This window comes from Pseudomonas sp. FYR_2, assembly GCF_043106425.1.
In the GTDB taxonomy this organism is placed as follows: domain Bacteria; phylum Pseudomonadota; class Gammaproteobacteria; order Pseudomonadales; family Pseudomonadaceae; genus Aquipseudomonas; species Aquipseudomonas monteilii.
This window is the reverse complement of sequence record NZ_JBICMM010000006.1, coordinates 96,974-108,898: the sequence shown is the minus strand read 5'-3', so window position 1 is coordinate 108,898 and position 11,925 is coordinate 96,974. Positions and strand designations below refer to the sequence as shown.

At 59.8% G+C, this 11,925-nt stretch carries 10 protein-coding genes and 4 tRNA genes; 13 read left to right on the top strand and 1 reads right to left on the bottom strand.

Features of this window, described 5'->3' with window-relative positions; genetic code table 11:
- The first annotated feature begins 1 nt into the window (after position 1).
- Genes ACF8R4_RS01310 through ACF8R4_RS01300 form a run of 3 tightly spaced genes read left to right on the top strand, consistent with a single transcriptional unit; the run spans position 2 to position 2,866 of the window.
- Positions 2-802, top strand: a complete 801-nt coding sequence (locus ACF8R4_RS01310; protein WP_016714775.1) for a carbohydrate ABC transporter permease — start codon at positions 2-4, stop codon at positions 800-802.
- A 12-nt stretch (positions 803-814) separates the two neighbouring features.
- Complete coding sequence (locus tag ACF8R4_RS01305) at positions 815-1,087, top strand: DUF2160 domain-containing protein (protein WP_060498385.1); 273 nt, start codon at positions 815-817, stop codon at positions 1,085-1,087.
- A gap of 39 nt (positions 1,088-1,126) precedes the next feature.
- Complete coding sequence (locus tag ACF8R4_RS01300) at positions 1,127-2,866, top strand: ABC transporter substrate-binding protein (RefSeq protein WP_060498384.1); 1,740 nt, start codon at positions 1,127-1,129, stop codon at positions 2,864-2,866.
- A 184-nt stretch (positions 2,867-3,050) separates the two neighbouring features.
- Here the strand turns inward: ACF8R4_RS01300 and folD are convergent, their stop codons facing one another.
- Positions 3,051-3,905, bottom strand: a complete 855-nt coding sequence (gene folD / locus ACF8R4_RS01295; protein ID WP_060498383.1) for a bifunctional methylenetetrahydrofolate dehydrogenase/methenyltetrahydrofolate cyclohydrolase FolD — start codon at positions 3,903-3,905, stop codon at positions 3,051-3,053.
- 270 nt (positions 3,906-4,175) lie between these two features.
- Here folD and ACF8R4_RS01290 point away from each other — a divergent pair.
- From ACF8R4_RS01290 to hupB, 10 genes are all read left to right on the top strand, one after another.
- Positions 4,176-4,252 (top strand) — tRNA-Arg (locus tag ACF8R4_RS01290).
- A 40-nt stretch (positions 4,253-4,292) separates the two neighbouring features.
- Positions 4,293-4,368 (top strand) — tRNA-His (locus ACF8R4_RS01285).
- Positions 4,369-4,420: 52 nt separating this feature from the next.
- Positions 4,421-4,505 (top strand) — tRNA-Leu (locus ACF8R4_RS01280).
- Positions 4,506-4,549: 44 nt separating this feature from the next.
- Positions 4,550-4,625, top strand: a tRNA-His gene (locus tag ACF8R4_RS01275).
- Between the two features lie 242 nt (positions 4,626-4,867).
- Positions 4,868-5,167, top strand: a complete 300-nt coding sequence (locus ACF8R4_RS01270) for a DUF6388 family protein (protein WP_060498382.1) — start codon at positions 4,868-4,870, stop codon at positions 5,165-5,167.
- Between the two features lie 247 nt (positions 5,168-5,414).
- On the top strand, positions 5,415-6,728 hold the full coding sequence (tig, locus tag ACF8R4_RS01265; protein WP_104835176.1) for a trigger factor: 1,314 nt from the start codon (positions 5,415-5,417) through the stop codon (positions 6,726-6,728).
- A 91-nt stretch (positions 6,729-6,819) separates the two neighbouring features.
- Positions 6,820-7,461 (top strand): ATP-dependent Clp endopeptidase proteolytic subunit ClpP, encoded by a 642-nt coding sequence (clpP, locus tag ACF8R4_RS01260; RefSeq protein ID WP_003259400.1) that lies wholly within the window; start codon positions 6,820-6,822, stop codon positions 7,459-7,461.
- Between the two features lie 108 nt (positions 7,462-7,569).
- Positions 7,570-8,853, top strand: a complete 1,284-nt coding sequence (clpX, locus tag ACF8R4_RS01255) for an ATP-dependent Clp protease ATP-binding subunit ClpX (RefSeq protein ID WP_003250242.1) — start codon at positions 7,570-7,572, stop codon at positions 8,851-8,853.
- A 164-nt stretch (positions 8,854-9,017) separates the two neighbouring features.
- Positions 9,018-11,414 carry an endopeptidase La gene (lon, locus tag ACF8R4_RS01250; RefSeq protein ID WP_104835174.1) on the top strand — a complete coding sequence of 799 codons (2,397 nt, stop codon included), beginning with the start codon at positions 9,018-9,020 and terminating at the stop codon, positions 11,412-11,414.
- A gap of 152 nt (positions 11,415-11,566) precedes the next feature.
- Positions 11,567-11,839, top strand: coding sequence for a nucleoid-associated protein HU-beta (gene hupB / locus ACF8R4_RS01245; protein ID WP_003250246.1), 273 nt, complete (start codon positions 11,567-11,569; stop codon positions 11,837-11,839).
- Positions 11,840-11,925: the final 86 nt, after the last annotated feature.

The window sequence follows — 11,925 nt, the reverse complement described above, 5'->3', positions numbered from 1 at the left end:
CATGAGCACGCGCAAAACGCTGGCCTTGCTGCTTTATTTCTTTTTCCTGCTGGTGCCGATCTACTGGCTGCTGAACATGTCGTTCAAGAGCAACACCGAAATCCTGGGCGGCCTGACCCTGTGGCCGCAGGCATTCACCCTCGACAACTACCGGGTGATTTTCACCGATGCCAGCTGGTACAGCGGTTACATCAACTCGCTGTACTACGTGTGCCTGAACACGCTGATTTCGTTGCTGGTGGCGCTGCCGGCGGCCTATGCCTTCTCGCGCTACCGCTTCCTAGGCGACCGGCACCTGTTCTTCTGGCTGCTGACCAACCGCATGGCGCCCCCGGCGGTGTTCCTGCTGCCGTTCTTCCAGTTGTACTCGTCGATCGGCCTGTTCGACACCCATATTGCTGTTGCCCTGGCCCATTGCCTGTTCAACGTGCCGTTGGCAGTGTGGATCCTAGAGGGTTTCATGTCGGGCGTGCCAAAGGAAATCGACGAAACGGCCTACATCGACGGCTACAGCTTTCCGCGCTTCTTCATGAAGATCTTCATTCCGCTGATTGGCTCCGGTATCGGCGTGACGGCGTTTTTCTGCTTCATGTTTTCCTGGGTCGAGCTGCTGCTGGCGCGCACCCTGACCTCGGTGAATGCCAAGCCGATTGCTGCCGTGATGACCCGCACCGTGTCGGCCTCGGGTATCGACTGGGGGGTGCTGGCGGCGGCGGGGGTGCTGACCATTTTGCCGGGCATGCTGGTGATCTGGTTCGTGCGCAACCATGTGGCCAAGGGCTTTGCCCTGGGCCGGGTGTGAGGAGGGCAACGCATGGAATGGATGGCCTGGACCTTGCCGACGGCGCTGTTCTTCGCCGCCGTTGGCGTGCTGCTGCTGGGCATGACCCTGCTTGAGCTGCGCCGCCCTTGCGTGGCGCGGCGGGGCTTCTTGCCGCTGGTCACCAGCCGGGGTGACCGCTTGTTCATCGGCCTGCTGGCCAGCGCCTACCTGCATTTGCTGGTGGTTGGCGTCAGCGAGTGGCCGTTGTGGGTGGCCTCGCTGCTGTCGCTGGCGTGGCTGGTGGTGGTGCTGCGCTGGGGCTGAGCGAGCGGCCCTGTGGAATAACAGAAACGGGAGATCACAATGTTCGATAACAAGCACAAGACGCGACATTTGACCCTGGCCGCGTTGCTGGTGCTGACCAGCGTGCATGGCACAGCCTGGGCTGACCAATACGAGGATGCAGCGAAGAAGTGGCTAGGCAGCGAGTTCAAGCCTTCGACGCTGACCCCGGAACAGCAGATGGCCGAGATGAAGTGGTTCATCAAGGCCGCAGAGCCGTTCCGTGGCATGAAGATCAACGTGGTGTCTGAAACCATCACCACCCATGAATACGAGTCCAAGGTGCTGGCCAAGGCCTTCAGCGAAATCACCGGCATCCAGCTGACCCACGACCTGCTCCAGGAAGGCGACGTGGTGGAGAAACTGCAGACACAGATGCAGTCGGACAAGAACATCTACGACGGCTGGGTCAACGACTCCGACCTGATCGGTACGCACTTTCGCTACGGCAAGGTGGAATCGATCACCGACCTGATGGCCAACGAAGGCAAGGACTACACCTCGCCGACCCTCGACCTGAAGGACTTTATCGGCATTTCCTTCACCACTGCACCGGATGGCAAGGTCTACCAGTTGCCCGACCAGCAGTTCGCCAACCTGTACTGGTTCCGCGCCGACTGGTTCGAGCGGCCGGAGCTTAAAACCAAATTCAAGGAAAAGTACGGCTACGAGCTGGGTGTGCCGGTGAACTGGTCGGCCTATGAAGACATTGCCAAGTTCTTTACCGAAGACGTCAAGGAAATCGACGGCAAGCGCGTCTATGGCCATATGGACTACGGCAAGAAAGACCCGTCGCTGGGCTGGCGCTTCACGGATGCCTGGTTCTCCATGGCCGGCGGTGGCGACAAAGGGCTGCCCAACGGCCTGCCGGTGGATGAATGGGGCATTCGCGTGGAGGACTGCCACCCGGTGGGCTCCAGTGTCACCCGTGGCGGCGACACCAACGGCCCGGCCGCTGTATATGCCACCCAGAAGTACGTGGACTGGATGCGTGCCTATGCGCCCAAGGAAGCGCAGGGCATGACCTTCTCCGAGGCGGGGCCGGTGCCGGCGCAGGGCAACATCGCCCAGCAGATCTTCTGGTACACCGCGTTTACCGCCGACATGACCAAGCCCGGATTGCCGGTGGTGAATGCCGATGGCACACCGAAGTGGCGCATGGCGCCCTCGCCGAAGGGGCCTTATTGGGAGGAGGGGATGAAGCTGGGCTATCAGGACACGGGTTCGTGGACGTTCTTCAAGTCCACCCCCGAGAAGCAACGCCTGGCAGCGTGGCTGTATGCCCAGTTCGTCACCTCCAAGACGGTGTCGCTGAAGAAGACCATCGTCGGCCTGACGCCGATTCGTGAGTCGGACATCAACTCCCAGGCCATGACCGACCTCGCGCCCAAGCTCGGTGGGCTGGTCGAGTTCTACCGCAGCCCGGCACGGGTGCAGTGGACGCCCACTGGCACCAACGTGCCGGATTATCCGCGCTTGGCGCAGCTGTGGTGGAGCCACATTGCCGAAGTGGCCAGTGGCGAGAAGACCCCGCAGGAAGCGCTGGATGGCCTGGCGCGGGACCAGGACCGCATGATGGAACGTTTGCAGCGGTCCAATGCCCAGGCCACCTGTGCGCCCAAGCTGAACCCGGAGAAGGATGCCCAGTACTGGTTCGACCAGCCCGGTGCACCGAAACCGAAGTTGGCCAACGAGAAGCCCAAGGGCGAGACAGTCAGCTACAACGAGCTGTTGAAGTCGTGGGAGGCGGCCAGGAAGTAATTGGCTGAGTACCACGTTGGCTTCTTCGCGGGCTCGCCCGCACACAGGTACTGCATCGCTCTCAAGGGGAGTGGGGTTCCTGTGGGGGCGGGCAAGCCCGCGAAGAGGCCAGCAAGGCCAATGTATGAACCACAGGCAAAAAAAACGGCACCTGCCAGAGGTGCCGTTTTCATTTCACGCCGACTTACTTGTGCAGCTCTTCCGCCGCATACAGCGTGTTTTCCAGCAGGCAGGCACGGGTCATCGGCCCGACGCCACCCGGCACCGGCGTGATCCAGCCGGCACGTGGCAGGGCGGTCTCGTAGACCACGTCGCCGACCAGCTTGCCGTCTTCCTGGCGGTTGATACCCACGTCGATGACGATAGCGCCTTCCTTGACCCACTCACCCTTGACCAGGCCCGGCTTGCCGGCAGCCACGACCACCAGGTCGGCGCGCCCGACATGGCCAGCCAGGTCCTTGGTGAAGCGGTGGCAGACGGTGACGGTGCAGCCGGCCAGCAGCAGTTCCATGGCCATCGGGCGACCCACGATGTTGGACGCGCCGACGATCACTGCGTTCATGCCGTACAGGTCCTGACCGGTGCTTTCCAGCAGGGTCATGATGCCTTTCGGCGTGCACGGGCGCAGCAGCGGGATGCGCTGGGCCAGGCGGCCGATGTTGTATGGGTGGAAGCCGTCCACATCCTTGTCCGGGCGAATGCGCTCGAGCAGCAGCGAGGCGTCCAGGTGCGCCGGCAGCGGCAACTGCAGCAGGATGCCGTCGACAGCCGGGTCGTCATTGAGGCGGTCGATCAGCTCGGTCAGGGCCTGCTGCGAGGTTTCGCTGGGCAGGTCGAACGCCTGCGAAATGAAGCCGACCTCTTCGCAGTCCTTGCGCTTGTGCGAGACATAGACTTGGGAGGCGGGGTCGGTGCCGACCAGGATCACTGCCAGGCCCGGCGTACGCAGGCCTTGCTGGCGACGCTCCACGACACGTTGAGCGATCTGCTTGCGCAGGTTGGCGGCGATCGCCTTGCCATCGATTAGGTGTGCAGTCATAGACGCGTGATTAACCATCGAGAAGGAAACAATAAAGAGCGCGCATTCTCGCACGACACGGCCCACGGGCAAAGGCGGGTGGTCGGGCAAATCCCCTAACCCCTTAAATAATTTAAATTTTTTTTAAAAAGGTGTTGACGAGTTACAGGGTCGACTATAAGATTCGCCGCACTTGTCGGGCACAGCCTAGCACTGGTTGGCTAAGTCGGGCAGAATGAGTGGTTTAGCAGTTATCTGTTAAGGTCTCGTTCGGTTAGGCTTCAAGCTTAAGCGCCCGTAGCTCAGCTGGATAGAGCATCCGCCTTCTAAGCGGATGGTCGCAGGTTCGAGTCCTGCCGGGTGCGCCATTAGGCAGCTTTGGCACGCAAGTAGCTGTAATGCAATATGGTGGGCGTAGCTCAGTTGGTAGAGCGCTGGATTGTGATTCCAGTTGTCGTGGGTTCGATTCCCATCGTCCACCCCATATTCTTCAAGGGCGCCTCGATAGCATCTGGCGCCTTTGTTTTAAGCGTTACGCGGACGTGGTGAAATTGGTAGACACACTGGATTTAGGTTCCAGCGGCGCAAGCTGTAAGAGTTCGAGTCTCTTCGTCCGCACCATGCTTCTGTAAGGTTGTACCGCAACATCGCAAGACTGCAATATGGTGGGCGTAGCTCAGTTGGTAGAGCGCTGGATTGTGATTCCAGTTGTCGTGGGTTCGATTCCCATCGTCCACCCCATATTCTTGAAAAGGCGCCTTGATCGTGAGATCGGGCGCCTTTTTGTTTTGGGGTTGTGGTGGTGTGGATGCCTTGGGTGCCCTGGCGCTCGATCTCGCAGGCGCTGAAAATGTCATGGCGAACCACCTTCCGGCCAAATCGCATCCCCGCCCCTTGTAATCCTCTAGTGACACCCCAATAAAAGCTGTTAGATTTCAGCCGGTTGAAACACCGGCCTGCTTGACAGGCAGAGGAATAGCCCGATGATTGCAAAAGAAGCCCGTCAGGCCCTGGCGCTGCAGCGCTTTGCCGAAGCCAACCCGCAGCTGCTCGAGGAGATCCGCGAGCTGGATGCGCGCGAACAGGCCCAGCAGATCGAGTGGGCGTTCGAAGATGCCGCCGACGAGCAGGGCATTCAGCCTTGGGAGCTTGCGCTGCAACTGATCGCCGAAACCCCGGAGCAGCTGCAGGCCATGCGCCTGGAAACGCACCGTGACGTGGCCGAGGCGCTGGGGATGGAATGGGAAGAGTACTGCCAGTTCAACGAAATCGACCCTGAATAAAGGAAGCGAAATCGTTGTTGGCAGTTGTTTGACAAGGTATTTCGGCTGTAGGGCGCCCCGGGTGTCGTGCGGCCCTTATTGAAACAGGCCTGGCGGTGCGCCGTGCGGGCCTTGAAAGTTAATCGACCGGCGTGGTTTCCCGTCGTCCCGAGTGGGGTGACTTCTGCTGCGCGACTCACTAGAATGCTTGCCCTTGATTCTGGAGTCGGGCTAACGCCGGCTAACGTCTGTGCAACGAGGAATATCCATGCAAGTTTCTGTTGAAAACACTTCCGCTCTCGAGCGCCGCATGACCATCGCCGTTCCGGCCGAGCGCGTCGAGAACGAAGTCAACAAGCGTCTGCAACAGACTGCCAAGCGCGCCAAAGTTGCCGGCTTCCGCCCAGGCAAGGTGCCAATGAGCGTGATCCGTCAGCGCTTCGAGGCCGATGCCCGTCAAGAGGCTTTCGGTGACCTGGTCCAGGCTTCCTTCTACGAAGCCATCGTCGAGCAGAAGCTGAACCCGGCTGGCGCTCCGGCTGTAGAGCCCAAGTCCTTCGAAAAGGGCAAGGACCTGGAATTCGTCGCCATCTTCGAAGTGTTCCCTGAGTTCACCGTTGCCGGCCTGGAGTCGATCAACGTCGAGCGCCTGAGCGCCGAAGTGGCTGACGCCGACCTTGACAACATGCTGGAAGTGCTGCGCAAGCAGAACACCCGCTTTGAAGCCGTTGAGCGCGCCGCGCAGAACGACGACCAGGTCAACATCGACTTCGTTGGCAAGGTTGACGGTGAAGTGTTCGCCGGTGGTTCGGCCAAGGGCACCCAGCTGGTACTGGGCTCCGGCCGCATGATCCCGGGCTTCGAAGACGGCCTGGTTGGCGCCAAGGCTGGCGAAGAGCGCGTTGTCAACGTGACCTTCCCAGAGGACTACCAGAACCTGGACCTGGCTGGCAAAGCCGCCGAGTTCACCATCACCGTCAACAGCGTTGCCGCCCCTGTGCTGCCAGAGCTGAACGAAGAATTCTTCGCCCAGTTCGGCATCAAGGAATCGACCCTGGAAGGCTTCCGCGCCGAAGTTCGCAAGAACATGGAGCGTGAACTGCGTCAGGCGATCAAGACCAAGGTCAAGAACCAGGTCATGGACGGTCTGCTGGCCGCCAACCCGATCGAAGTGCCAAAAGCCCTGCTGGAAAACGAAGTCAACCGTCTGCGCGTGCAGGCTGTTCAGCAGTTCGGTGGCAACATCAAGCCAGAGCAACTGCCAGCCGAGCTGTTCGAAGAGCAAGCCAAGCGCCGTGTTGTGTTGGGCCTGATCGTTGCTGAAGTGGTCAAGCAGTTCGAACTGAAGCCGGACGACGCCAAGGTTCGCGAAATGATCGAAGAAATGGCTTCGGCTTACCAAGAGCCTGAGCAGGTCATCGCCTGGTACTACAAGAACGACCAGCAACTGAACGAAGTGCGTTCGGTTGTGCTGGAAGAACAAGTTGTAGATACTGTTCTGCAGAAAGCGACTGTGACCGACAAGTCGGTCTCGTACGAAGATGCCGTTAAACCAGCACAGGCTCCTGCCGAAGCTGAGTAATACGGTTCTCTCGTAGGAAACCCCCACAAGCCAGCCTTCGAGCTGGCTTGTGCGTATTCAAGCCATGACTATTTGGGAGTGAGCGCAGGACATGTCCCGCAATTCTTATATTCAGCAGAGCTCTGACATCCAGGCCGCAGGCGGCCTGGTCCCGATGGTTATCGAGCAGTCCGCCCGTGGCGAACGCGCTTACGACATCTACTCGCGCCTGTTGAAGGAGCGTGTAATTTTCCTGGTCGGCCCGGTAGAGGACTACATGGCCAACCTCGTCGTTGCGCAACTGCTGTTCCTTGAGGCTGAAAACCCGGACAAGGATATCCATCTGTACATCAACTCGCCGGGTGGCTCCGTCACCGCCGGCATGTCGATTTACGACACCATGCAGTTCATCAAGCCGGACGTTTCGACCATCTGCATCGGCCAGGCCTGCAGCATGGGCGCCTTCCTGCTGGCTGCCGGTGCCAAAGGCAAGCGTCACTGCTTGCCGAACTCGCGCGTGATGATTCACCAGCCGTTGGGCGGCTTCCAGGGGCAGGCGACCGATATCGAGATCCATGCCCAGGAAATCCTCAATATCAAGGCCCGTCTGAATGAGCTGCTGGCCTACCACACCGGCCAGGACCTCGAGACTATCAAGCGCGACACCGAGCGTGACAACTTCATGAGCGCCTCGCGCGCGGCCGAGTACGGCCTGATCGACTCGGTCTACGACAAGCGGCAACTGGCCTCCTGAACCGGGGTGCCAGAGCAGGTAGGTGCGCAAAGCGCCTACCTGCGGACTTGAAAAAGCCCGCAATTGCCTTCATCTTGTGTTGCAAGCCTACCGGATTGGATCGATCGAATGACTGACACCCGTAACGGCGAGGACAGCGGCAAATTGCTTTATTGCTCCTTCTGCGGCAAAAGCCAGCACGAAGTGCGCAAACTGATTGCCGGGCCCTCGGTATTTATCTGCGACGAGTGCGTCGACCTGTGCAATGACATCATCCGTGAGGAGGTGCAGGAAGCCCAGGCCGAGAGCAGCGCGCACAAATTGCCTTCGCCGAAAGAAATCAGCGGCATCCTGGACCAGTACGTCATTGGTCAGGAGCGCGCGAAGAAGGTGCTGGCCGTAGCGGTGTACAACCACTACAAGCGCCTGAACCAGCGTGACAAGAAGGGTGACGAAGTCGAACTGGGCAAGAGCAATATCCTGCTCATCGGGCCGACCGGCTCGGGCAAGACCCTGCTCGCCGAAACCCTGGCACGCCTGTTGAACGTACCGTTCACCATTGCCGACGCGACCACCCTGACCGAAGCCGGTTATGTGGGTGAGGACGTCGAGAACATCATCCAGAAGCTGTTGCAGAAGTGCGACTACGACGTGGAAAAGGCCCAGATGGGCATTGTCTACATCGACGAGATCGACAAGATCTCGCGCAAGTCGGACAACCCGTCCATCACCCGTGACGTTTCGGGCGAGGGCGTGCAGCAGGCGTTGTTGAAACTGATCGAAGGCACCGTGGCTTCGGTTCCGCCGCAAGGTGGCCGTAAACACCCGCAACAGGAATTCCTGCAGGTTGATACCCGCAACATCCTGTTCATCTGTGGTGGTGCGTTCTCGGGCCTGGAAAAGGTTATCCAGAACCGCTCTACCAAAGGTGGTATCGGTTTTGGCGCCGAAGTGCGCAGCAAGGAAGAGGGCAAGAAGGTTGGCGAGTCCCTGCGTGAGGTCGAGCCGGACGATCTGGTCAAGTTTGGCCTGATTCCGGAATTCGTCGGCCGTCTGCCGGTGCTGGCGACCCTCGACGAGCTGGACGAGGCTGCGCTGATGCAGATTCTCACCGAGCCGAAGAATGCCCTGACCAAGCAGTACGCCAAGCTGTTCGAGATGGAAAGCGTCGACCTCGAGTTCCGCAGTGACGCACTCAAGGCCGTTGCCCGCAAGGCCCTGGAGCGCAAGACTGGCGCCCGTGGCCTGCGTTCGATCCTCGAAGGCGTGCTGCTCGACACCATGTACGAGATCCCTTCGAAGAAGGACGTCAGCAAGGTGGTGATCGATGAGAGCGTCATCGAGGGTACCTCGCAGCCGCTGATGATCTACGAGAACAGCGAGCCGCAAGCCAAGGCCGCGCCAGACGCCTGATTCAGGCAAAGGCCGGTTCACGGTTGCAAGCAAGGAGGGGGCCTACGGGCCCCTTTCTGCTTTTCCTGCGCTAGCGCTTGTAATTTCCCAAGCGTGCCCCCACATTAGGTCCAAGCATCATTTCCACCGGTTTCCGGCCATAAGGCCGCTGTAGAGGCGAAATCATGAAGACCACCCTCGACTTGCCTCTTTTGCCATTGCGCGATGTCGTTGTTTACCCGCACATGGTTATCCCGCTGTTCGTGGGGCGCGAAAAATCCATCGAGGCCCTTGAGGCCGCGATGACGGGCGAAAAGCAGATCCTTCTGCTGGCCCAGAAAAACCCGGCCGACGACGACCCCGGCGAGGACGCCCTGTACCGCGTCGGTACCGTGGCCACCGTGCTGCAACTGTTGAAGCTGCCTGATGGCACCGTCAAGGTGCTGGTCGAAGGCGAGCAGCGTGGCGCTGTCGAGCGTTTCACCGAAGTAGAAGGGCACATCCGTGCCGAAGTCTCCCTGATCGACGAAACCGACGCCGCCGAGCGCGAGTCGGAAGTGTTCGTGCGAACGTTGCTGTCGCAGTTCGAGCAGTACGTACAACTGGGCAAGAAGGTCCCTGCCGAAGTGCTGTCTTCGCTGAACAGCATCGAAGAGCCAGGGCGTCTGGTCGACACCATGGCCGCCCACATGGCCCTGAAGATCGAACAGAAGCAGGAAATTCTCGAAATCGTCGACCTGCCAACCCGTGTCGAGCACGTGCTGGCGCTGCTGGATGCCGAAATCGACCTGCTGCAGGTCGAAAAACGCATTCGCGGCCGGGTCAAGAAGCAGATGGAGCGCAGCCAGCGCGAGTACTACCTGAATGAGCAGATGAAGGCCATTCAGAAAGAACTCGGCGATGGCGATGAAGGCCACAACGAAGTCGAAGAGCTGAAAAAGCGCATCGAAGCCGCTGGCCTGCCCAAGGATGCCCTCACCAAGGCCCAGGCCGAGCTGAACAAGCTCAAGCAGATGTCGCCAATGTCGGCCGAGGCCACCGTGGTGCGTTCGTACCTCGACTGGCTCGTGCAGGTGCCGTGGAAGGCCCAGAGCAAAGTGCGCCTGGACCTGGCCAAGGCCGAGGAAATTCTCGATGCCGACCACTATGGCCTGGAAGAGGTCAAGGAACGCATCCTCGAATACCTTGCCGTGCAAAAGCGCGTCAAGAAAATCCGTGGCCCGGTGCTGTGCCTGGTCGGCCCTCCCGGCGTTGGCAAGACCTCGCTGGCCGAGTCGATAGCGGCCGCTACCAACCGCAAGTTCGTGCGCATGGCCTTGGGTGGCGTACGTGACGAAGCCGAAATTCGTGGTCACCGCCGCACCTACATTGGCTCCATGCCAGGCCGTCTCATCCAGAAGATGACCAAGGTGGGCGTGCGCAACCCGCTGTTCCTGCTCGACGAAATCGACAAAATGGGCAGCGACATGCGTGGCGACCCGGCCTCGGCGCTGCTGGAAGTGCTCGACCCGGAGCAAAACCACAACTTCAACGACCATTACCTGGAGGTTGACTACGACCTCTCGGATGTGATGTTCCTGTGCACCTCGAACTCGATGAACATCCCGCCGGCGCTGCTCGACCGTATGGAAGTCATCCGCCTGCCGGGCTACACCGAGGACGAGAAGATCAACATCGCGGTCAAGTACCTGGTGCCCAAGCAGGTCAAGGCCAACGGCTTGAAGAAAGAAGAGTTGGAAGTCGACGTTTCGGCGATCCGCGACATCATCCGTTATTACACCCGCGAAGCCGGTGTGCGGGGCCTGGAGCGGCAAATCGCCAAGGTCTGCCGCAAGGTGGTCAAGGAACATACCGGGCAGAAGCAGGTCAAGGTCAAGGTGGCCAGCGAGCAGCTGGAACACCTGCTGGGCGTGCGCAAGTTCCGCTACGGCCTGGCCGAGCAGCAGGACCAGATCGGCCAGGTCACCGGCCTGGCCTGGACCCAGGTGGGCGGCGAACTGCTGACCATCGAAGCCGTGGTCATCCCCGGCAAGGGCCAGCTGATCAAGACCGGCTCGTTGGGCGATGTGATGGTCGAGTCGATCACTGCCGCACAGACCGTGGTGCGTAGCCGCGCCCGCAGCCTGGGTATTGCCGCCGACTTTCACGAGAAGCATGACGTGCATATCCACATGCCGGAAGGCGCTACGCCGAAGGATGGGCCAAGTGCCGGTATCGGCATGTGCACCGCGCTGGTGTCGGCGCTGACGCAGATTCCGGTGCGCGCCGATGTGGCCATGACCGGCGAAATCACCCTGCGTGGCCAAGTGCTGGCCATTGGCGGGTTGAAGGAAAAGCTGCTGGCGGCACACCGTGGCGGGATCAAGACGGTGATCATTCCCGAGGAGAATGTTCGCGATTTGAAGGAGATTCCTGAAAATATCAAAGAGGATCTGCAGATCAAACCGGTCAAATGGATTGACGAAGTCCTGCAAATTGCGCTGCAATACGCCCCGGAGCCCTTGCCAGATGTGGCTCCGGAGATTGTCGCGAAAGATGAAAAGCGCGACGGCGATGCTAAGGAAAGAATCAGCACGCATTAGTAGTTTTTAGCTGGGGGGCTTTCCTTGACAGTTTTTTCGGGGCCTTGCTATAAAGCGGCACGCTATTGTCATCAGGCCACCCAGCGCACGTTTCATAAGCTTTTCATTACATACTTAGAAACAAACTCAATAGAGAAATAAGGGGACTTAGAGTGAACAAGTCGGAACTGATTGACGCTATCGCCGCATCTGCTGACATCCCGAAAGCTGTAGCCGGCCGTGCGCTGGACGCAGTCATCGAATCCGTCACCGGCGCCCTGAAGCAAGGTGACGATGTGGTACTGGTTGGCTTCGGTACCTTCTCGGTCAAGGAGCGCGCCGAGCGCACCGGCCGTAACCCGCAAACCGGCAAGGCGATCAAGATCGAAGCCGCCAAGGTTCCAGGTTTCAAGGCAGGCAAAGGCCTGAAAGACGCCGTCAACTAAGTCGTCTTTCAGCCGGACCCGGCCTGGCCTGGTCCGAGCACGGTGATGGCGGGGCGCAAACGTTCCCGCCTGACACGTTTGCTAAG

What these genes read in the sequence shown, in the direction of transcription:
- ACF8R4_RS01310 (WP_016714775.1), top strand. Translation starts at nt 2, where the DNA reads ATGAGCACGCGCAAAACGCTGGCCTTGCTGCTTTATTTCTTTTTCCTG.
- ACF8R4_RS01305 (WP_060498385.1), top strand. Translation starts at nt 815, where the DNA reads ATGGAATGGATGGCCTGGACCTTGCCGACGGCGCTGTTCTTCGCCGCC.
- ACF8R4_RS01300 (WP_060498384.1), top strand. Translation starts at nt 1,127, where the DNA reads ATGTTCGATAACAAGCACAAGACGCGACATTTGACCCTGGCCGCGTTG.
- folD (WP_060498383.1), bottom strand. Translation starts at nt 3,905, where the DNA reads ATGACTGCACACCTAATCGATGGCAAGGCGATCGCCGCCAACCTGCGC.
- ACF8R4_RS01270 (WP_060498382.1), top strand. Translation starts at nt 4,868, where the DNA reads ATGATTGCAAAAGAAGCCCGTCAGGCCCTGGCGCTGCAGCGCTTTGCC.
- tig (WP_104835176.1), top strand. Translation starts at nt 5,415, where the DNA reads ATGCAAGTTTCTGTTGAAAACACTTCCGCTCTCGAGCGCCGCATGACC.
- clpP (WP_003259400.1), top strand. Translation starts at nt 6,820, where the DNA reads ATGTCCCGCAATTCTTATATTCAGCAGAGCTCTGACATCCAGGCCGCA.
- clpX (WP_003250242.1), top strand. Translation starts at nt 7,570, where the DNA reads ATGACTGACACCCGTAACGGCGAGGACAGCGGCAAATTGCTTTATTGC.
- lon (WP_104835174.1), top strand. Translation starts at nt 9,018, where the DNA reads ATGAAGACCACCCTCGACTTGCCTCTTTTGCCATTGCGCGATGTCGTT.